At 73.4% G+C, this 19271-nt stretch carries 18 protein-coding genes and 1 pseudogene; 10 read left to right on the forward strand and 9 right to left on the reverse strand.

Annotated features, from left to right (window positions below):
* Positions 1 to 42 precede the first annotated feature (42 nt).
* The 3 genes from ACFQTY_RS00160 to ACFQTY_RS00170 all read right to left on the reverse strand — a co-directional run bounded on the left by ACFQTY_RS00160 (position 43) and on the right by ACFQTY_RS00170 (position 4545).
* Positions 43 to 1542 carry a class I adenylate-forming enzyme family protein gene (locus ACFQTY_RS00160; protein WP_378095549.1) on the reverse strand — a complete coding sequence of 500 codons (1500 nt, stop codon included), beginning with the start codon at positions 1540 to 1542 and terminating at the stop codon, positions 43 to 45.
* A gap of 76 nt (positions 1543 to 1618) precedes the next feature.
* Positions 1619 to 2899 carry an OFA family MFS transporter gene (locus ACFQTY_RS00165; protein ID WP_378095552.1) on the reverse strand — a complete coding sequence of 427 codons (1281 nt, stop codon included), beginning with the start codon at positions 2897 to 2899 and terminating at the stop codon, positions 1619 to 1621.
* Positions 2900 to 2967: 68 nt separating this feature from the next.
* Positions 2968 to 4545: an acyl CoA:acetate/3-ketoacid CoA transferase gene (locus ACFQTY_RS00170; protein WP_378095554.1), complete on the reverse strand. Its 1578-nt coding sequence runs from the start codon at positions 4543 to 4545 to the stop codon at positions 2968 to 2970.
* Positions 4546 to 4793: 248 nt separating this feature from the next.
* Between ACFQTY_RS00170 and ACFQTY_RS00175 the strand changes: the two genes are divergently transcribed.
* Genes ACFQTY_RS00175 through ACFQTY_RS00195 form a run of 5 tightly spaced genes read left to right on the forward strand, consistent with a single transcriptional unit; the run spans position 4794 to position 9304 of the window.
* Positions 4794 to 5936, forward strand: a complete 1143-nt coding sequence (locus ACFQTY_RS00175; protein WP_337974217.1) for an acyl-CoA dehydrogenase family protein — start codon at positions 4794 to 4796, stop codon at positions 5934 to 5936.
* A gap of 33 nt (positions 5937 to 5969) precedes the next feature.
* Positions 5970 to 6755, forward strand: a complete 786-nt coding sequence (locus ACFQTY_RS00180; RefSeq protein ID WP_378095558.1) for an electron transfer flavoprotein subunit beta/FixA family protein — start codon at positions 5970 to 5972, stop codon at positions 6753 to 6755.
* A gap of 19 nt (positions 6756 to 6774) precedes the next feature.
* Positions 6775 to 7710, forward strand: a complete 936-nt coding sequence (locus tag ACFQTY_RS00185; protein ID WP_378095561.1) for an electron transfer flavoprotein subunit alpha/FixB family protein — start codon at positions 6775 to 6777, stop codon at positions 7708 to 7710.
* A complete protein-coding gene (locus ACFQTY_RS00190; RefSeq protein ID WP_378095564.1) occupies positions 7707 to 9023 on the forward strand; it encodes an FAD-dependent oxidoreductase in 1317 nt (438 codons plus the stop codon). Before ACFQTY_RS00185 ends, ACFQTY_RS00190 begins: the two co-directional genes overlap by 4 nt.
* A gap of 5 nt (positions 9024 to 9028) precedes the next feature.
* A complete protein-coding gene (locus tag ACFQTY_RS00195; protein WP_291760752.1) occupies positions 9029 to 9304 on the forward strand; it encodes a ferredoxin family protein in 276 nt (91 codons plus the stop codon).
* Here the strand turns inward: ACFQTY_RS00195 and ACFQTY_RS00200 are convergent.
* The 4 genes from ACFQTY_RS00200 to ACFQTY_RS00215 form a co-directional block, all read right to left on the reverse strand.
* Positions 9285 to 10028 (reverse strand): TetR/AcrR family transcriptional regulator, encoded by a 744-nt coding sequence (locus ACFQTY_RS00200; protein WP_378095567.1) that lies wholly within the window; start codon positions 10026 to 10028, stop codon positions 9285 to 9287. The genes ACFQTY_RS00195 and ACFQTY_RS00200 overlap by 20 nt on opposite strands.
* A gap of 103 nt (positions 10029 to 10131) precedes the next feature.
* Positions 10132 to 10758: a peroxiredoxin family protein gene (locus ACFQTY_RS00205; RefSeq protein ID WP_378095571.1), complete on the reverse strand. Its 627-nt coding sequence runs from the start codon at positions 10756 to 10758 to the stop codon at positions 10132 to 10134.
* A complete protein-coding gene (locus ACFQTY_RS00210) occupies positions 10755 to 11753 on the reverse strand; it encodes a cytochrome c biogenesis CcdA family protein (RefSeq protein ID WP_378095574.1) in 999 nt (332 codons plus the stop codon). The genes ACFQTY_RS00205 and ACFQTY_RS00210 overlap by 4 nt, the downstream gene beginning before the upstream one ends.
* A complete protein-coding gene (locus ACFQTY_RS00215; protein WP_378095577.1) occupies positions 11746 to 12084 on the reverse strand; it encodes a glutaredoxin in 339 nt (112 codons plus the stop codon). The genes ACFQTY_RS00210 and ACFQTY_RS00215 overlap by 8 nt, the downstream gene beginning before the upstream one ends.
* A gap of 189 nt (positions 12085 to 12273) precedes the next feature.
* On the opposite strand from ACFQTY_RS00215, the gene ACFQTY_RS00220 reads away from it, so the two are divergent.
* Positions 12274 to 12999: a response regulator gene (locus ACFQTY_RS00220; RefSeq protein ID WP_378095580.1), complete on the forward strand. Its 726-nt coding sequence runs from the start codon at positions 12274 to 12276 to the stop codon at positions 12997 to 12999.
* Positions 12996 to 14120 carry a sensor histidine kinase gene (locus tag ACFQTY_RS00225; RefSeq protein WP_378095583.1) on the forward strand — a complete coding sequence of 375 codons (1125 nt, stop codon included), beginning with the start codon at positions 12996 to 12998 and terminating at the stop codon, positions 14118 to 14120. Before ACFQTY_RS00220 ends, ACFQTY_RS00225 begins: the two co-directional genes overlap by 4 nt.
* Positions 14121 to 14323: 203 nt before the next feature.
* Here the strand turns inward: ACFQTY_RS00225 and ACFQTY_RS00230 are convergent, their stop codons facing one another.
* A complete protein-coding gene (locus ACFQTY_RS00230) occupies positions 14324 to 16759 on the reverse strand; it encodes a heavy metal translocating P-type ATPase (RefSeq protein ID WP_378095586.1) in 2436 nt (811 codons plus the stop codon).
* 197 nt (positions 16760 to 16956) lie between these two features.
* On the opposite strand from ACFQTY_RS00230, the pseudogene ACFQTY_RS00235 reads away from it, so the two are divergent.
* Positions 16957 to 17433 (forward strand): annotated as a pseudogene (locus ACFQTY_RS00235) (prolipoprotein diacylglyceryl transferase); the annotation flags it as partial.
* Between the two features lie 27 nt (positions 17434 to 17460).
* Here ACFQTY_RS00235 and ACFQTY_RS00240 read toward each other — a convergent pair.
* Positions 17461 to 18111 (reverse strand): DUF3105 domain-containing protein, encoded by a 651-nt coding sequence (locus ACFQTY_RS00240; protein WP_378095590.1) that lies wholly within the window; start codon positions 18109 to 18111, stop codon positions 17461 to 17463.
* A gap of 217 nt (positions 18112 to 18328) precedes the next feature.
* Between ACFQTY_RS00240 and ACFQTY_RS00245 the strand changes: the two genes are divergently transcribed.
* Together ACFQTY_RS00245 and ACFQTY_RS00250 are read left to right on the forward strand one after the other, a co-directional pair.
* Positions 18329 to 18610: an SHOCT domain-containing protein gene (locus ACFQTY_RS00245; RefSeq protein WP_378095593.1), complete on the forward strand. Its 282-nt coding sequence runs from the start codon at positions 18329 to 18331 to the stop codon at positions 18608 to 18610.
* The gene (locus ACFQTY_RS00250; protein ID WP_378095596.1) at positions 18607 to 19227 is read left to right on the forward strand and encodes a sulfocyanin-like copper-binding protein; all 621 of its coding nucleotides are present in this window, start codon (positions 18607 to 18609) and stop codon (positions 19225 to 19227) included. The genes ACFQTY_RS00245 and ACFQTY_RS00250 overlap by 4 nt, the downstream gene beginning before the upstream one ends.
* The last annotated feature ends 44 nt before the right edge of the window (positions 19228 to 19271 follow it).

A 19271-nucleotide genomic window follows, 5' to 3' on the forward strand; every position in this document is an offset into this window, starting at 1 on the left:
CTGGCCGGTCCCGTGCGATGCGGGACCGGCCGCCGGTCCGGCTCAGAGCCGGCGCTGCGCCAGCTCGGTCAGCGCGCGGCGGTCCACCTTGCCGGTCGGCGTGCGGGGCAGCGCGTCGACGACCAGCAGGTGCTTCGGCAGCTTGAACCGGGCGACCGAGGCACCGGCCGCCGCGCGCACCTCGTCGAGCGTGGGCGCCGGCTGCGAGCGGCACTCCGCGACGACGACCACCACCTCGCCCCACGTCGCGTCGGGGACGCCGAGCACCACGAGCTCGCAGTCGCGAGCCTCGGCCAGCGGCACCAGCGCGGCCTCGACCTCGCCGGGGCAGATCTTCTCGCCGCCGGAGTTCACCACCTCGGACAGCCGTCCCACCAGCCGCAGGCACCCGTCGTCGTCCCACGCGGCGAGGTCGCCGGTGCGGAACCAGCCGCCGCGGACGGCACGGGCCGTCGCCTCGGGATCGGCCCAGTAGCCGGCGGTCACCTGCGGGCCGCTCAGCCAGATCTCACCGGGGCAGCCGACGCCCGTCACCGGCTGCTCGGTGTCCGGGTGGTGCAGCTCGACGCGGAGGTAGGGCAGCGGCAGTCCCACGGAGGTCGGCTTGGCGGCCACCCAGGCCGCCGGCAGCACCGTGCCGCACGGCGCCGCCTCCGTCATGCCCCAGGACGGCAGCAGCGTCAGGCCGCGCGATCGGTAGGCCTCGAGGAGCTGCGGGCGGACGGCGGCCCCGCCGACGATGGCCGCCCGGACGCCGGAGAGGTCGGCCGTGGCGAAGCCGGGTTGCCGCGCGATCGCCTCGTACATCGCCGGGACGCCGAACACGGTGGTCACGCGCGACGTGAGGTCGGCCAGCGTGCGCGCCGGGTCGAAGCTGGCGCGCAGCAGCACCGTGCCGCCCCGCGCGAGCGTCCCGAGGGTGAAGCAGTTCAGGCCGCCGACGTGGAACAGCGGGGCGACGGCCAGCGTCACGTCCGTCCGGTGCAGGTCCAGGACCGCCTCGAGGTTGCGGGCGCTCCACCAGAGGTTGGCGTGGCTCAGCATCACGGCCTTGGGCCTGCCGGACGTGCCGGACGAGTGCAGCAGCACCGCGAGGTCGTCCGGCGCGGCGGGCCGCGGTCGCGCCGGTCCCGGCCGGCTCACCAGCTCCGCGCCCCAGCGCAGCGTGGTGACGGACGGCGGGAGGTCCGCCAGCTGCTCCGCCGCGGCCTCGAGCCCGACGACGACGCGGGCGCCGCACCACTGCACCATCTCGGCGGTCTCGCCGGGTGCCGCGCGGAAGCTGAGCGGGACGAGCACGGCACCGAGCCGCTGCGCCGCCAGCAGCGTGATCAGCAGACCGGGATGGTTGCGGCCCGCCCAAGCGACGCGGTCGCCCGCCGCCACCCCGGCGTCAGCGAGGGTGGCGGCGAGGCCGGCCGCGGCCCGGTCCAGCTCCGCGAAGGTGAGCGTCGCGTCCTGGTCGTCCACCGTGGCGACGCGGTGCGGACCGTCGAGCGCCCGGGCGGCCACCGCCGCCGCAAGGCTCAGGTCCGGGCCCATCTGTCCTCCGTCGGTCATCGGGGTGCGCGGGGGGAGACTCCGCGCACCCCGACGTCTTCGTTCGGCGCGCGCCGGCTCAGGAGCCCGCGCCGACGCGGTTCGGCTCTGCGGCAGCCACGGCCGTGGCCTTCGACGCCGTCATCCGTGCGAGCGCCAGGGTCAGTCCCAGGCCCACCAGCGTCACGACGATCGCGATGACGAACGGCTGCGTGTAGTCACCGCTGCCGGGGTGCTTGGGGTTCCACTTGCCGAGGCTCGCGCCGATCTTCGGCCCGAAGTACGCGGCGATCGAGTACGCCGTGAACATGATCCCGTAGTTGACCCCCTGGAACCGCGGGCCGTAGGTCTTCATCGTCAGCGCGGGGAACACGCCCATCACGCCGCCGAAGCACAGGCCCAGACCGACGATGCCGATGACGAACCCGACGGTCGAGTGCACCGTCAGCATCACCAGGAACGACACGGCGACCAGGCCGTAGATGAACGCCACCGCCGTGGTGTAGCCCAGCCGGTCGGACACGGCGCCCCAGCCGAAGCGGCCCAGGGCGTTGCAGACGGAGTAGACCGAGACGAGCACCGCCGCGGTGCCGGCCGTGATGCCGAACATGCTGGTCTGCGCGATCGGCGACAGCTGCGAGGCGATCATCAGGCCGGAGAACGCGCCGGCACCGAGCATCACGAAGATCAGGTAGAACGTCGGCTTGCTGAGCATGTCCCGCCACGTCCGGTTCTCCACCGCGGGAGCGCCGGCCGGCGGCGTCCACCCCGCGGGCTTGTAGCCGACGGGGGCCGGCCGGACCAGCAGCGCACCGATCACCACGACGACCGCGTACACCAGGCCCATCCGCACGAAGGCGGCGCCGGGACCGCTGCTCTTGACGATCGACTGCGCCACCGGTGCGGCGATCACCGAGCCGGCACCCATGCCGGCGGTGATGACGCCGGCCGCGAAGCCGCGGCGGTCCGGGAACAACTTGATCGTGTTGTTCAGGCAGCCGGAGTACGCGAAGCCCTGGCCCAGCCCGGCGACCAGGCCGTAGTACAGGTACAGCTGCGTCAGGGTGGTGGCCGTGCCGGTGAGCACGAACCCGAGCGCGAACAGGATCGCGCCGAAGAGGATCGCCCACCGGGCGCCTCCGCGGTCGATGATGTAGCCGCCCAGGATCATGGGGATCGGTGCGACCGCGCCGTTGATGGTGAACGCCAGCATCACCTGGGACATCGTCCAGCCGTGCCCGGCGGTCAGGGGGCCGGCGAACACCGAGAACGCGTAGATGGCGCCTGTGCACAGCAGGACCAGCACCGAGCCGGTCAGGACGGTCCACCTGTTCAGGGTGGGCGCCGGTTGGTTGGACATCACGTGCCCTTTCGAGAGGTGCGGGCGACGGCGCCCGCACGATGGGGTCGGTTCGAAGCTGTGGGGGCTCAGCCGAGGGCGGGCTCGGGGACGCCCGCGGTGGCGCCCAGACCGCCCCACACCTCGGCGAACAGCCCGGCGGGCATCTCGGCCAGGTCCGGGGACACCGCCGGGGCGAAGTCCATGAGGTCGAGCACGTCGCGCTGCAGGTCGACGCCCGGCGCGATCTCGATGAGCGTCATCACGCCGTCGAGCAGCTCGAACACCGCCCGCTCGGTGACGTACAGCACCCGCTGGTCGCGCTCGCGGGAGTACGGGCCGGAGAAGGTGATCTGCTCGACGTCGGCGAGGAACTTGCGCGCCTTGCCCTCGGTGCGGATCTCCAGCCGGCCGTCGGCGACGGCGACGTCGAGCCCGCCGGCGGTGAACGTCCCCGCGAAGATCAGCGTCTTGGCGGACTGGCAGATGTTGATGAACCCGCCGCAGCCGGCCACCCGCACGCCGAACTTGGAGACGTTGACGTTGCCGTGCTGGTCGGTCTGGGCCAGGCCCAGCACCGCGCAGTCGAGGCCGCCGCCGTCGTAGAAGTCGAACTGCGCGTGCATGTCGACCAGCGCCTCGGGGTTGTACGCGTGGCCGAAGTCCTTCAGGCCGGCCGGCACACCGCCGATCGCGCCGGCCTCCGTGGTGAGCATGATCTGGTCGCTCAGGCCCTCCTCGGCCACCACCGTGCCGACGTCGCACGGGATGCCGACGCCGAGGTTCAGCACCGCACCGGGACGCAGCTCCATCGCGCAGCGCCGGGCGATCACCTTGCGCTCGCTCAGCGGGATCGACTCGACGCCGGACAGCGGCACGCGCAGCTGACCGGAGAACGAGGGGTTGTAGTGGGTGTTCTCCGTCTGGAAGTGGTTCTCCGGCTCGGAGACGACGAGGTAGTCGACCAGGATGCCCGGCACCTTGACCAGGTTCGGGTCGAGGCTGCCCGCCTGCGCGATCGACTCCACCTGGGCGATCACGATGCCGCCGCTGTTGCGCACGGCCTGCGCGATGGGCAGCACCTCCATCTTCAGGCCCTCGTGCTCGAGGGTCAGGTTGCCGCGCTCGTCGGCCACCGTGCCGCGGATCAGCCCCACGGTGATGGGGAACGACGGGTAGAACAGCCACTCCTCGCCGCCCAGCTCGAGCAGCTGGACGTAGTCGTCCGTCGAGGACGGGGACATCCGCGCACCCTCGACGCGCGGGTCGACGAACGTGCCGAGGCCCACCTTGGTGATCACGCCCGGACGCTTCGCCGCGACCTCGCGGTACAGCTGGCAGATCACGCCCTGCGGCAGGTTGTAGGCCTCGCAGCCGTCGGCGCCGATCAGGTTCGCCAGCGCGGGCGAGGCGATGGCGATGCCGCCCATCCAGCGCTTGATCAGGCCCTGGTGCGCCCAGTGGCTCATGCCCTTGTCGCGACGGTTGCCGACGGCGCTCGCGTGGATCACCGTCAGGTCGCGGGGATGCGCCTCGGCCAGGAACCGGGCCTCGACGGCGGACATCGTCTCCTCGTTGACGCAGGCCAGGCCGAACCCGCTCAGCGCGACGGTGTCGCCGTCCTTCAGCAGCGCGGCTGCCTGCGCTGCCGTGATCACCTGTGCCACGTCGCACTCCTTCGTCAACCCGCGGACGGTCCCGCCGGACGCGGATCACGATTCCGGACGCGGATCGTCGGCAAAAAGGACCATCGTCCTTCCGCGCGTCACACCGGCCCTAAATTCGGACCCGTCTCGTCCGTAACGGGGACCATCGTCCTTGGTGCGCGCCCGTGGGCCGGGCCGACGATCGCCGTGCGGCACCCGGTGAGGGTCGCCCGACCACCCCCAGACGCGCCGACGGCGGAAGGCAGACCATGGACTTCGGACTGACCGACGAGCAGCAGCTGCTCCTCGAGAGCCTCGACGAGCTGCTCGAGCGAGAGTGCCCCGAGTCGTACATCGCGGACCTCGACCTGCACCACCAGCCGCCGACGTCGTTCCGCAAGGCGATGCACGAGGCGGGCTTCATGTCCCTCGGCTTCCCCGAGGAGTACGGCGGCACGCCGGTCGACGCGATCACGCTGGTGCTGCTGGCCGCCCGCACCGCCCGCCAGGGGCTGAACAACGGCTACGGCCTCGAGCTGCTGCAGGCGATGGACATCATCGAGTTCGGCTCCGAGGAGCAGAAGGCCGAGGTGCTGGGCCTGCTCAGCAGCGGCGACGTGCCGTTCGCGCTCGGGTTCACCGAGCCGGGCGCCGGGTCGGACAACTCCGCGATGACGACCAGCGCGGTGCACCACGACGGCCTGGTGACGTTCAACGGCACCAAGACGCTGATCACCAACGCGCTGCAGTCCAAGTACCTGCTGCTGATGGCCAAGGACCCGGCCGTCGAGGACCCGCGCAAGGCGATCTCGATGTACCTGGTGCCGATGGACGCGCCCGGGGTCACGACGAACCGGCTGGACAAGATCGTCTGGCACATCTCGGACTCCTGCGAGATCTTCCTCGACGACGTGACGCTGCCCGAGTCCTGCCTGGTGGGCGTCAAGGGCAACGGCTTCAAGCAGCTGATGCGCAACTTCGAGATGGAGCGCCTGGTCATCGCCTCGCAGTGCCTGGGCCTGGCCGAGTGCGCGTTCGAGGACGCGGCGAGCTACGCCGCGCAGCGCGTGCAGTTCGGCCGGCCGATCGGTGAGTTCCAGCTGATCCAGCAGAAGCTGACGGACATGGCAATCAAGGTCGAGAACATGCGCAACTTCGTGTTCCGCACGGCCTGGATGCTCGACCAGCAGGTGCCGCTGAAGAGCCAGGGCGCGCTGTGCAAGCGGTACTGCGCGATGGCCGCGTTCGAGGTCGCGGACGAGGCGATGCAGATCTTCGGCGGGGTCGGCGTGACCGTCGGCACCCGGGTCTCGCGCCTGTGGCGGGACATCCGCGGCCACCGGTTCGGCGGCGGCACCGACGAGATCATGGTGCACATCGCCGGCCGCCAGATCGTCAAGGACCACAGCTGAGCCCGCGCTCGGCTGCTACGTGAAGGAGCTGCGATGAAGATCGTCGTCGCCTACAAGTGGGCGCCCAACCCGCAGGACGCGGACGTCGCGGCGGACGGGTCCGTCGACCTGGGCCGCGCGAAGTGGGCCGTCAGCGAGTACGACCCGGTGGCGCTCGAGCTGGCCCGTCAGCTGGCGGACGCGACCGGTGGCGAGGTGATCGGCCTGACCGTCGGCGCCGCCGGCATCGACACCCCGCTGGCCCGCAAGGCGGCGCTGTCCCGCGGCCTGGACCGGCTGGTGCTGGTGGCCGACGACGCGCTGGACGGTGCCGACGGCACGCGCATCGCAGCCGTGCTGGCGGCGGCCGTCCGCAGCATCGGTGACGTGGACGTGGTGCTGGCCGGGGACTCGTCGGTCGACGTGGCCGCCGGGCAGGTGGCGCTCACCCTCGCCGGCACGCTCGGGTGGCTGGGCCTGGCGGCGGTCAGCGCCGTGCGGGTGGCCGACGCCGGGACGGCCGGGCTGGTCGTCGAGCGCGAGCTGCCCGCCGGCACCGCCGTCGTCTCGGTGCCCACCCCGGTGGTGCTCGCCGCGACGGCGGACGCCGTGGTGCCGCGCGTCGCCGGGATGAAGGACATCCTCGCGGCGGCCAAGAAGCCGGTCGAGGTGCTGAGCCTCGCGGAGCTGTCCGTCGCCGAGCCCGGCGCCGTGCTCACCACGCTCGCCACCGCCAAGCCCGGTGGTGCCGAGCGCACCGCGCGGATCTTCGACGGGTCCGACGCCGCTGCCGCCGCCACCGAGCTGGTGGGCGCGCTGCGTCAGTCCGGCGCCCTGTAGAGCCCTGAGGAGGACGAACGTGAACGCAGCACAGACAGCACAGTCGTGGATCGTCGTCGCCGACGACGCCGCAGCCACGGGCCTGGTCGAGGTGGCCCGGACCCTGGGCACCGAGGTGGTCGCCGTGGTGGCGGGCCGCCGCGCGGTGGCCGAGGCCGTCGCCGGCGTCGTCGACCGCGTGCTCTGGCTCGGTGAGCCCGGCACCGCACCCGTCGAGGCCTTCGCACCGGACGTCGCCCGGCTGGTCGCCGAGGCGGCACCGCGGGTGGTCGTCGGCGCGACGACGCCCGGCGGCCGCGCGCTGCTCGGGGCGGTCGGCGCGGCCCTCCGCAGCCCGGTGCTCGCCGGCGTCGAGCGGGTGGAGCTCGCCGGCGACGACGTCGTGGTGACCCGGTCGGTGCTCGGCGGGATCAGCCAGCACCGCACCGCGGTGGCCGGCGGACCGGCCGTCCTGGCGGTCGACGCGGGTGCGGTCGTCACGTCCCCCGTGGCCGGCTCAACCCCCGTCGAGGAGGTCGCCGCGACCCCGCTGCCCGCACAGGTCGTCGAGGTGCGGCCCACCACGGTCGCCGGTGTCGACCTGGGCGCCGCGCGCGTGGTGGTCGGCGTCGGTCGTGGGCTGAAGGCCCGTGAGGACGTGGCCCTGATCAGCGGGCTGGCCGGCGCGCTCGGCGGTGAGGTGGCCTGCTCGCGGCCGCTCGCGGAGGGTGTCGACTGGCTGCCGAAGGACCGCTACATCGGTATCTCCGGCCAGCGGGTCTCCCCCGAGCTGTACGTCGCCGTGGGCATCTCCGGGCAGCTGCAGCACATGGTGGGCGTCCGCGAGGCGAAGGTGATCGTCGCGGTGAACAGCGACAAGGCCGCGCCGGTGTTCGCCCAGTGCGACTACGGCATCGTCGGCGACCTGTACCAGGTGGTGCCGGCGCTGACGGCCGCCCTCGGCAGGACGGCATGAGCAGCGCCGCCGCCGAGCCCGACTTCGACGTCATCGTCGTCGGCGGCGGGCCGGCCGGATCCGTCACCGCCTACCTGCTGGCCCAGCAGGGCCTGTCGGTGGTGCTGATCGAGCGTGGCGAGGCGCCGGGCGCGAAGAACCTGTCGGGCGGAGTGCTCTACGGGCGCGTGCTCGACGAGGTGTTCCCCGGCTTCGCCCAGTCCGCACCGGTCGAGCGTCGCATCACGCGGCACGTCACCACGTTCCTCACCGGCGACTCCTCGGTGTCCCTCGACTACGCCGGCGGACCGCTGGCCGAGCCCGTCAACGCCGTCACGGTGCTCCGGGCGCGGTTCGACCCGTGGCTCGCCGAGCGTGCCGAGGAGGCCGGCGTCTTCCTGATGCCCGGCGTCCGCGTCGACTCGTTGCTGCGGGAGGACACGCCGGCCGGACCCCAGGTGGTCGGCGTCCGCGCCGGCGACGACGAGTTGCGCGCGCGCGTGGTGGTCGCGGCCGACGGGGTCAACTCCTTCCTGGCCCGCAGCATCGGGCTGCGGCCCCAGCCCGCCACCCACCACCTCGCGGTGGGCGTCAAGGCGGTGGTGTCCCTGCCGCGCACCGTCATCGAGGACCGCTTCGCGGTCAGCGCCGACCAGGGTGCGGCGCACGCCATCGTCGGCGACTGCACGCTGGGCATCGGTGGCGGCGGCTTCCTGTACACCAACACCGAGTCGCTGTCCGTCGGCGTGGTGCTGCGCCTGGATGACCTGGTCAAGCAGGGGCGCACGGCGCCCGAGGTGTTCGAGCACTACCTGAGCCACCCCGTGCTGGAGCCGTACCTGCGCGGCGGCGAGATCGTCGAGTACGGGTCCCACCTGGTCGCCGAGGGCGGCCTGGAGATGCTCGGGCAGATCGTCACCGGCGGCATGGTGGTGGTCGGCGAGGCCGCCGGCCTGACGATCAACTCCGGCCTGACGGTGCGCGGCATGGACCTCGCCATCGGCTCCGCCGTCGCGGCGGCCAAGGGGATCGGCGAGGCGATCGCGGCGCAGGACGTGACCGCGATCGGCCTGGCCGCCTACCGGCGCCACCTCGACGAGAGCTTCGTCGTCAAGGACCTGCGCACCTACGCGCGTGCACCCAAGTTCCTGGAGCGCCCGCGGATGTACGCCGCCTACGGGGAGCTCGCCGCCGGCCTGTTCCGCGACGTGTTCAGCCTCGACGGCACGCCGCGCAAGCACCTGGTGGCGGTGGCGCGGGACAGCTTCAGGAGGTCCGCGGTGTCCGTGCGTGACCTGGTCAGCGACGGATGGGCGGGGGTGCGTGCACTGTGAGGGCGATGTCGGTCCCCGAGCGCCTGGCGAAGAACCGGGTGGTGCTCGACGAGGAGGAGTCGCACATCGAGATCGACCAGGAGCTGTGCCGGACCACCGGCACCGGCGCCCGGATCATCGCGGTGTGCCCGGCCGGCGTGTACAGCGAGCAGGACGGCCGCATCGTGGCCGACCACGCCGCCTGCCTGGAGTGCGGCACGTGCCTCGCCGTCGCGGCCCCCGGTGCGCTGCGGTGGCACTACCCGCGCGGTGGGTTCGGGGTCAGCTTCCGGGAGGGCTGAGCCGCCGGACGCGCTCGGCGTCCGCCTGCGCGTCGTACCCCGCCGCGCGCAGCTGGTCGTCGACCATCCGCTCGACGTAGTCGTCCAGGCCGGCGCGGACGCGGTCCAGCAGCTCCGGCGGGGTGACCAGCAGGTGCATGAAGATCGCACCCTCCACCGCGTCGAGGATGCGCACCGGTGCCGCGTCCGGTGGCAGCACACCGGCGCGCACTGCCTGGGTCACCCGCTCGCGCTCGTCGAGCACCAGCCGGGAGATCGCCTGCTCGCGGATCGCGCCGAACAGCTCCGGGTAGGCGCGGGCCTCCACGTACAGGCGCAGCATCGCCAGGCCGTACGGGCCGAGGTAGAGGTCCGCCCGGCGGTGCACGTGCGCGAGCAGGTAGTCGCGCAGCGTCTGCGGCTCGGGGGTGGTCTGCTCGTTGGCGTCGTGGTCCGTGCCGGTGCTCGCCTGCGAGGGGTCGGCACCCTGGATGCCGCGCAGCGCGTCGGCCAGCAGCGTCTGCTTGTCGGGCCAGCGCAGGTAGATGGACGACTTGCCGATCTTGGCGGTCGCCGCCACCTCGTCGATCGTCAGGCCGGAGAAGCCGCGCTTGCCGAACAGCTCCAGCGCGACGAGGCGGGTCCGCTCCTCGAGGCCCGGGTCGCGCGGACGGCCTCGTCCGCGAGCGCCTGTGCCACGACGTGCGGCTCGGGACGACGCCACCGTGCCTGACGCGTCGACCACGGCGGCCAGCCTAGTGGCCGGGCGTGGGGTCCCCTGCGTGGCGGGGCTCATGCCGGGAGCACGGACGCCAGGGGCCGCTCCGCGCGCGGGGGGCGCGGCGTCGTCAGATGCGCGACGCGACTTCCTTGAGCAGCTGGTCCGGGGCGAGCCACATGGACGGGTACTCGGCGGCCCAGACCTGCTGGCCGGCCGCGTCGACCAGGACGAACCCGTGGCCGGGCAGGCCGGCGTGCATGCCCTTGCCCAGCACGCCGTACTCCTGGGACACGGTGCCCTTGTCCAGGTAGAACGCCGACCTGACCTCGAGGCGCTGCCGGTCGGCGTTGATCTGGTCGGCCGTGTTCATCACGATCGGCACCACGGTGATGCCCTTGGCCGCGAAGGCCGGGTCCTGCTCGATCTTCTGCATCTGCACCAGGCACGCGTCGCAGCCGGCGCCCTCGGAGAAGTAGAGCAGCACGGGCTTGCCGCGCAGCGCGGACAGCGTGACGGAGGAGCCGTCGGAGCCGGGCAGCGTGAAGTCGGGCGCGGCGCGGACGGCGACCTGCTGGGTGGGGCGCGCGGACAGCAGCCCGGCGGTGATCACCCCGGCGACCACGAGCACGCCCAGGATGCTGGCGACGACGCGGATGAGCCGGCGCCGGCGGGCAGCGTCCTCGTGCGTCTTGCGCGCGGCGGCCACCACCTCCTCGCGGTGCTGGTCGCGCTTGACTGCGGATCCGGAGGTCATCGTGCGGTCCTGTTCTGCTCGTGCTGCTGGTGCTCGTGCGGGGTGCCGGCGGCCGGGCCGTGGCAGGACGGAGCCTCGTCATCAGGTGCGGACGACGGATGCGCGGTGGCTGCGTCCACGGGGGCGCCGGGACGCCGGCGGCGGTCGGCGAGGGTGAACCAGACGAAGCCGACGGCGACGGCGAGCAGCCCGAGCCCGAGCAGCACCTCCGGCAGCGGCGCCAGCCAGCGTTCGACGGTGAGGAACGCGCTGGTCAGGCCCCGTGCGGCGGCGTCCTGGGCGGCGGTGCCGCCGGTCATGCTCCGGCTGTTGGCCAGGGCGATCACGAACCCGCCCATCACGGCGAAGGCCACGGCGACGCCGACGTTCAGCGTCGTCGTGACCACCCGGTGGCCGGCCACGGTGAAGCGGACGGTGCGCGGCCGCAGCCAGCGCCGCTCCCCCAGCTTGGCGCGGTCCCAGACCAGCGCCATGACGAACAGGGGGAACACCATGCCGAACACGTAGGCCAGGCCGAGCGCCAGCCCTCCGGCCACGGAGCCGGACAGCACCGACAGGGTCATCACGCCGGCCAGCACCGGTGCGCAGCAGGAGGAGGCGATGCCGGAGAACACGCCGAGGGCGAAGAAGCTGGCGCTGTCGCCGCGGGTGGTGTCCGGCGCCCTCAGCGCCGCCGGCAGCGACCACATCCGGCCCGACAGCGCCAGCCACGCCAGCACGAGGAAGAGGACGCCGCCCGCGTAGTAGAGAGGCTGGTGGTAGCGGGCGATCGCGCCGGACAGCAGGCTGGCGCCGAGCGTGAGGGGCACCATCACCAGGGCCAGCCCGGCGGTGAAGACGAAGGTCAGGGGCAGCAGCCGCCACCGCGCGCTCTTGACGGCGCCGGCCAGGTACGACGGGGCGAGGAACACGATGCAGCACGGCGCGAAGAGCGCCACGCCGCCGGCGAAGAACGCCGCGAGCACGCTGCCCGTGGCCAGCAGCTGGCTACCCACGGACGTTCACCGGCCCGTCCCACACGTCGTCCAGCGGCACGTCGTCCAGCGGCACCGGGAGGCCGCCGCGCACGCGCAGCAGCGCGTCGACCTTGCGCTGCGGCAGCCGGCCCGAGCTGAAGAAGACCCCGTCGACCAGGACCAGCGGGCTCATCGGGGGGCGGTGCTCCGCGACCAGCGCCCGGCCCTCCTCGGCCTCGAGCTCCACGACGCGCACGTCGAGGCGCGCCTGTCCGGCGACGGCACGCAGCCGGTGCAGGGCGTCGTCGCACAGGTGGCACGCCGGCGCGGTGACCACCACGACCGGCAGCGGGCTTGGCTGGGGCCCCAACGGGTGCTCCTCGGGACGGCGCCGGGGTGATGCCCAGCGCGATCGACGTCCGGTCGGCGGGCCGGACCTCCTCAGCGTGGCGGCGGCGGGTTCAGGGGCTGTCGCGAACCGATCAAGGTTCGATGAAGACGCCGGTCAGGTGCCCGTGGGGCGCCGGGTCCGAGCGGAGGACGCGATCACAATGGCCCGGTGAGCACCCCTCCCGCCGCCCGCCGCGCACTCGTCGTGGACGACGAACGCGCGCTGGCCGAGGTCGTCGCCGGGTACCTGCGTCGGGAGGGGTACGAGGTCCGGCTGGCCTTCGACGGCCCTGCCGCCCTCGACGCCGCGCGCGAGCTGGACCCCGACGTGGTCGTCCTGGACCTGGGCCTGCCCGGGCTCGACGGGGTGGAGGTGTGCCGGCAGCTGCGCACCTTCTCCGACTGCTACGTGGTGATGCTGACCGCCCGCACGGACGAGGTGGACACCCTGATCGGCCTGTCGGTCGGCGCCGACGACTACATGACCAAGCCGTTCCGGCCGCGTGAGCTGGTGGCGCGGATCGCGGCGATGCAGCGCCGGCCGCGACGGTCGTCGGCCGCGACCGGGCGCCCCGAGGACGGGTCGGTCCCGCCTCTCGTCATCGGTCCGCTGCGCCTGGACCTCGCCGGCCGAGAGGTGGAGCTCGACGGTGAGCCGGTGCCGCTGACCCGCACCGAGTTCGACGTGCTCGCGGCGCTGGCCCGGCGCCCGGCCGCGGTGCTGACCCGGCGGCAGCTGATCGAGGCGGTGTGGGGTGACGGCTGGGTGGGCGACGAGCACCTGGTCGACGTGCACGTGCTGCACCTGCGGCAGAAGCTCGGCGACACGGTCGACGCCCAACGGTTCGTGCGGACCGTGCGTGGCGTCGGCTACCGGATGGGCACCGGCGAGTGAGCACCGACGCCCGGACGCCCGGCGGGGGTCGGTCGGGGCTGGCGGCGCGGCTGCTGCTGGCATTCACGCTGGTGATGGGCGTGGCGGGGGTGACGGCCTGGCTGGTGGCGGGGCTCGCGGGACCGGTGCTCTTCCACCGGCACCTGGTGGGCACCGGGGTCGCCGACCCGGCCGCCGTGGTGCATGCCGAGGAGGCGTTCCGGTCGGCGTCGGCCCTGTCCGTCGGGCTCGCCCTGGCGGTCGGGCTTGCGATGTCGCTGGGGGTCGCCGTGGTGCTGGCGCGTCGGGTCGGACGATCGCTGAACGCCGTCGCGACGGCCGCCGCGCTGCTGGCCGGTGGCCGGTTCGACGCCCGGGTGCCGCAGCCGCGGCTCGGCGCCGAGTTCGACGCACTCGCCACCTCGTTCAACGCGATGGCCGGCCGGCTGGCCGAGAGCGAGCAGCTGCGCCGCCGGCTGCTGGCCGACGTCGCGCACGAGCTGCGCACCCCGGTCGCGACGCTGGGTGCCTACCTGGACGGTCTGGAGGACGGAGTCGTCGACCTGGAGCCGGCGACCATCACGGTGCTGCGTGACCAGGGCGCCCGGCTGACCCGGCTGGCCGACGACCTGGCCGCGGTGACCCGGGCAGAGGCGCCCGGCGTGCAGCTCGCGCGCGTCCCCACGGACCCGAACGACCTGGTGGGCAGCGCAGCGGCTGCCGTCACCGACCGCGCGGCCGCGGCCGGGGTGGTCGTCCGGGTCGACCCCGAGGCCGGGCTGCCGCAGGTCCTCGTCGACCCGGACCGCCTCGGGCAGGTGCTGGGCAACCTGCTGGACAACGCACTGCGCCACACGCCGGCCGGCGGGACCATCACGCTGGCCACCGGGCGGGCGTCCGACGGCGCCGTTCGCCTGACCGTGGCCGACACCGGCTCCGGCATCCCGTCCGAGCACCTGCCCCACGTCTTCGAGCGGTTCTACCGGGTGGACACCGCCCGCTCACGCACCGACGGCGGGTCGGGCATCGGGCTGGCGATCGTGCGCGCGCTGGTCGAGGCGCACGGCGGGCGGGTCACCGCCGCCAGCGACGGCCCCGGTCGCGGTGCCCGGTTCGAGATCGAGCTGCCGCCGGCGCCCTGAAAGCGGCCAGGCCCGCGTCGGCGGTCGCACGACTCGGGCTCTCCACGGCGTCAGCGCCGCAGACCGGGTCGATCGTTGATGTGCGCATCGCCTTCTCCATCTCGCGTCGCCGGTACCCATGGGGGGTGCACGTACGACGGTCTGCCGAACGTTCGATCACGACGTGATGAAGCCGTTCCGCGTCCGTGACCGGACTGGGCTCCTCAGGCGCCGTCGCGCGGCAGCCTCAGCCGCTTGAGCAGCAGGGCGTTGGTGGCGACGATCAGCGACGAGCCGGACATCGACAGGGCGGCGATCTCCGGTCGCAGCACCAGGCCGAACGCCGGTGCGAACACGCCGGCGGCGATCGGAAGGGCCACCGTGTTGTAGCCGATCGCCCACCCGAGGTTCTGCCGCATCTTGCGCAACGTGCCGCGTCCGACCCGGAGGGCCACGGGAACGTCCATGGGGTCGGACCGCATCAGCACGACGTCGGCGGTCTCGATGGCCACGTCCGTGCCGGCCCCGATCGCGATGCCGACGTCGGCGCCGGCGAGCGCCGGGGCGTCGTTGACGCCGTCCCCCACCATGGCCACCCGCGTGCCGTCCGCCTGCAGCCGCGCCACGACCGCCGCCTTGTCCCCCGGCAGCACCTCGGCGATGACCGTGTCGATGCCGAGCTCGGTGGCGATCCGGTCGGCGGTGGCCTGGTTGTCGCCGGTGAGCATCACCACGCGCACCCCGAGGTCGTGCAGGGCCTGCACGGCCGCGGCCGACGTCGGGCGCACCGCGTCGGCCAGGGCGATGACGCCGGCAGCGCGCCCGTCGACCGCAACCAGCACGGCCGTACGCCCGGCTCCGGCCAGCTCGTCCTGCTCGGCGGCGGCGGGGCCCGGGTCGACCCCCTCGTCGGCGAGCAGCTTGCGGCTGCCGACCAGCACCGCGTGCCCGTCGACCTGCCCCGCCGCTCCGTGCCCGGGCACCGCCCGGAACTCGGCCGCGGCCGGGACGGTCAACCCACGGCGTCCCGCCTCGGCCACGACCGCACGCGCGAGCGGGTGCTCGGACTCGCGTTCCACGGCAGCCGCGAGCCGGAGGACCTCCTCCGCGTCGATGACGTGCGCGCGCACGTCGGTGACGGCCGGCGCACCCATGGTGAGGGTGCCCGTCTTGTCCATCACGACCGCCTGCACGCGTGCGGCTTCCTCCAGCGCACCTGCGCTCTTGAAGAGCACGCCCCGGTGCGCACCGAGTCCGGTCCCGACCATGATCGCGGTCGGTGTGGCGAGGCCGAGCGCGTCGGGGCAGGTGATCACCACGACCGTGATCGCGAACAGCAGCGCGGTCTGGAGGCTGGCGCCCGTCGCGAGCCAGACGACGAACGTCAGGCCGCCGCCGACGAGGGCGACCAGCACCAGCCAGAACGCCGCACGGTCCGCCAGCCGCTGACCTGGCGCCTTCGAGTTCTGCGCCTCCTGGACCAGCTTGACGATCTGCGCCAGAGCGGTGTCCGCCCCGACCTTGGTGGCCCGCGCGCGCAGGGCGCCTGTGGTGTTGATCGACGCACCCACCAGCTCGTCGCCGGGGCCCTTGGCCACCGGGAGGCTCTCCCCGGTGACCATCGACTCGTCGAGCTCGGACTGGCCCTGCTCCACGACGGCGTCCACCGGCACCTTGGCGCCGGGGCGGATCAGCAGGAGGTCGCCGACCTGCACCTGGTCGGTGGGGACCTCGACCTCCTGGTCACCGCGCAGCACGACCGCCTTGGGTGGGGCGAGCTCGAGCAGGGTGCGCACCGCGTCGTTGGCGCCGCCGCGGGCCCGCATCTCGAGCCAGTGACCGAGCAGGACGAACGCGGCCAGCACGGTGGACGCCTCGTAGAACACGTCGCCGCCGCCGGTCAGGGTCACGACGACGGAGTAGAGCCACCCGGTGCCGACCCCGACGGCGACCAGCACCATCATGTCCAGCGTCCGGGAGCGCAGCGCCTGCACCGCACCGTCGAAGAAGATCCAGGCCGAGTAGAAGATCACCGGCAGGGACAGCACCAGGGCCAGCACGTCGTCCCGCAGGCCGAACGGCGCCGCCGCCGTGAACCCGAGCACGTCCCGCCCGATCGGCGAGAACAGCACGATCGGCACCGAGAGCACCGCGGCGACCAGGAACCTGCGGCGCATGTCGGCGACCATCGCGGCCATCGACATGCCGCCGTGGTGGCCGCCGTGGCCCATCGCCTCGTGCGGGGACATGGCCGGCGCGCCATGACCGCCGTGCACCGCGTGGTCCTCGTGCACCGCGTGGTCCTCGTGCACCGCGTGGTCCTCGTGCACCGCGTGGTCCTCGTGCACCGTGTGGTCCTCGTGCACCGCGTGGTCGTCCCGCATCGGCCGACCACCCGGCTGGCCAGGCTCGGCGTGCGGGTCGCACACGTGCGCCGGCACGGACTGGCCCGCACAGTGGTAGCCGCACTCCTCGACCCACCGCTCGAGGTCGGTGGCCGTGGTGGCGCTCGGGTCGTAGGTCACCGTCGCCGTCTGGGCGACCGCGTTGGCGGTCACCGCCCGCACCCCGGGCCCGGCGGCCAGCCGCCGTTCGACCGCGCCGGCCGAGCCGCTCGGGTGCATCCCGGTCACCTGCAGGGTGATCGTCCGATCCGGCATCGTGCCGTCCCCTCTCCTCGTCCCCGCGCGTGCGCCGGCCCTCGCGTCCGCCCCGCGACCCAGCGGGACCGCGGGCCCGGCCGGACCAGCACACTCACCGTTATACCCCATGGGGGTATAGGTGCCAACCGCGCTCGTGCCCTCTTCATCGAACGTTGATCGCACGCGAGCAGTGCGGCGAGGGAACCGACGCGACGGTGGTCCCCGGGCGGACGACGCCCCCGTGCGCCCTGCGCGCACGCCACGGAAGGAGTCGCCCGTGCTGCCCGTGCTCGTCTCGATCGGGAGCTTCCACGTCCAGAGCTGTCGCCGGCTCCGCCGCCGCGCCGCTCGCCCTCGCCTACGGCATCGGCCGCATCGGCTGCTTCCTGTCCGGCGACGGCACCTACGGGACGCCGACCACCCTGCCCTGGGGCGTGACGTTCGCCAACGGCACGGTGCCCACGACCGTCCCCGTGCACCCCACCCCGCTGTACGAGACGCTCGCCGCGGTCGTGATCACCGTCGTGCTGTGGCGGCTCGAGCGCAGGCTGGCGCCGCTCGGCGTGTTCGGCGCCTACCTGGTGCTGTCCGGCGTCTCCCGGTTCCTCGTCGAGATGCTGCGCATCAACACCCGGGTGCTCGGTCCCCTCACCCAGCCGCAGCTGTGGGCGCTGCTCGGCGTCGTCATCGGTGCGGTCCTGATGGAGCGCGCCCGGCCGTCACGGCGCGTCGGGCGTTCCCGTCCCGCCGGAGCACGCAGCGCCCTGCTCGGGGGTCTGGGGGCCGTTGGCGTACTTGGTGACGAAGGCCGCCAGGCGGGGGTCGTCCGTCGAGGTCAGCTGCAGCTGCAGGCCCCAGGCGGAGGCGACCACCGGGGCCGGCAGGCCGGCGCGGGGCGTGACCAGGACGTACGAGCTCTTCGCGGCCAGTGACTTCAGGGTGGCCAGCTGCGCCGCGGGGAGGTTCGGGTCGTGGGTGATCCAGACGGCGCCGTGCTCGAGGGAGTGCACGGCGTTCTCGTCGGCCACCGGCGCGGAGTAGTAGCCGCAGTTCTGGACGATCTCGGAGTGGTCGCCGCCGACCGGCGGGTTCTGCGCGTACGCGACGGTGCCGGTGACGTGGTTCCGGGACAGGCCGGTGAACGTCTTGACGCCCTCGATCGGGGCCTTGGCGGCGGCCTGGACGCTCGCGTCGTGGTTGGCCTGGCGCACGAGCACGGTGACGGTCGTCCCGACCAGCGCGAGCACCACGACACCGACGATCGACCAGACCAGAAGGTGTCGGCGCCGCTCGGCGCGCTGCTGCGCCTGCTTGATCTCCGCAAGGCGTGCCTGACGCTCCGTCAGCTCCGGGGTGCGCTTCTTGCTCATGGATGAACGCCTCTCAGAAGCTTCACGTCGACGGGTGCGGCTCGGACGGGCTATTGGACACCATCGGTCTGAGCGTCAGCGCCTGCCCGGGAGCCGTCGCGGCGGCCCTTCATCGAATCTCAATCATCACGACGTCCGAGCCTTCGCATCGCCGGCAGAGGCTGGTTCGTATCAGGTCGGCAGCGCCTGCCGGCCGGGCAGCCTCGAGGAGATCGTGATGATGGGTGGGTACGGCGTCGGGATGGGCGTCGGATGGGTGGTCATGGGGCTGTTCTGGGTACTGCTGATCGCCGCGATCGTGTGGCTGGTGGTCTCGCTCGTCCGTTCCGGGCACCGGACGGACGTCGGCATGCCGGTCCCGCCGCCGGCAACCGGGTTCGGACCCGCGTCGGCCCCGTCGTCGCTCGAGCTCCTCGACCGACGCCTTGCGGCGGGCGAGATCGACCTGGCGACGTACCAGCAGGTGCGCGCGACGCTCAGGGAGTCGGGCACCCGATGAGCACCGCGGGGGATGGTCCGGGTCGTCGACGGCGGACGTGGCTGCTCGCGGGCCTGGTGACCGCGGTGGTGCTGCTCGTCGGCTCGGTGGCGGCGACCGTCGCCTGGGCCGGCAACGCCGGTGGGGGCGCGAGGACGGACCGCGGCTGGAGCTCGATCGTGCCGGGTCACGCACCCGGCGGCATGATGGGCGGCCGCGTCGGCACGACCGTGCCCCGGCTGGACGGCGCGACGGTCCGCGTCACGGCCGTCGACATGGGCGCGATGATGGGCGGCCGCAGCCACATGGGCCTGGCCGTGGACCGGACCGCCGTGCCGGCCGGGACCGTCTCGCTGGTGCTGGCGAACGCGGGATGGCGCACCCACGAGCTGGTGGTGCTGCCGCTGGCCGACGGGCAGCAGGTGGGCACCCGCTCCGTTGCTGCCGACGGCACGGTCGACGAGTCCGGCAGCGTCGGCGAGGCGTCCCGCACCGGTGCCGCGGGCACCGGGGACGGCGTCCAGCCCGGCACGGCCGGGTGGACCACGCTCGACCTGCCCGCGGGCCGGTACGAGCTGGTCTGCAACCTCCCAGGGCACTATGCCGCCGGCATGTACGCGGAGCTGACGGTCGCCTGACGCGCGTCCGTCGGTCCCGCCCCGTCGGCGGCGCGCGTCGCCCG

The sequence above is a fragment of the Cellulomonas sp. T2.31MG-18 genome (assembly GCF_964266755.1).
Lineage (GTDB): Bacteria > Actinomycetota > Actinomycetes > Actinomycetales > Cellulomonadaceae > Cellulomonas.

Excerpts from the sequence above, each read along its gene's own strand:
- ACFQTY_RS00250 (WP_378095596.1), top strand. The coding sequence starts at position 18,607 with ATGAGCACCGCGGGGGATGGTCCGGGTCGTCGACGGCGGACGTGGCTG.
- ACFQTY_RS00240 (WP_378095590.1), bottom strand. The coding sequence starts at position 18,111 with ATGAGCAAGAAGCGCACCCCGGAGCTGACGGAGCGTCAGGCACGCCTT.
- ACFQTY_RS00190 (WP_378095564.1), top strand. The coding sequence starts at position 7,707 with ATGAGCAGCGCCGCCGCCGAGCCCGACTTCGACGTCATCGTCGTCGGC.
- ACFQTY_RS00245 (WP_378095593.1), top strand. The coding sequence starts at position 18,329 with ATGATGGGTGGGTACGGCGTCGGGATGGGCGTCGGATGGGTGGTCATG.
- ACFQTY_RS00160 (WP_378095549.1), bottom strand. The coding sequence starts at position 1,542 with ATGGGCCCGGACCTGAGCCTTGCGGCGGCGGTGGCCGCCCGGGCGCTC.
- ACFQTY_RS00180 (WP_378095558.1), top strand. The coding sequence starts at position 5,970 with ATGAAGATCGTCGTCGCCTACAAGTGGGCGCCCAACCCGCAGGACGCG.
- ACFQTY_RS00230 (WP_378095586.1), bottom strand. The coding sequence starts at position 16,759 with ATGCCGGATCGGACGATCACCCTGCAGGTGACCGGGATGCACCCGAGC.
- ACFQTY_RS00195 (WP_291760752.1), top strand. The coding sequence starts at position 9,029 with ATGTCGGTCCCCGAGCGCCTGGCGAAGAACCGGGTGGTGCTCGACGAG.
- ACFQTY_RS00175 (WP_337974217.1), top strand. The coding sequence starts at position 4,794 with ATGGACTTCGGACTGACCGACGAGCAGCAGCTGCTCCTCGAGAGCCTC.
- ACFQTY_RS00205 (WP_378095571.1), bottom strand. The coding sequence starts at position 10,758 with ATGACCTCCGGATCCGCAGTCAAGCGCGACCAGCACCGCGAGGAGGTG.
- ACFQTY_RS00165 (WP_378095552.1), bottom strand. The coding sequence starts at position 2,899 with ATGTCCAACCAACCGGCGCCCACCCTGAACAGGTGGACCGTCCTGACC.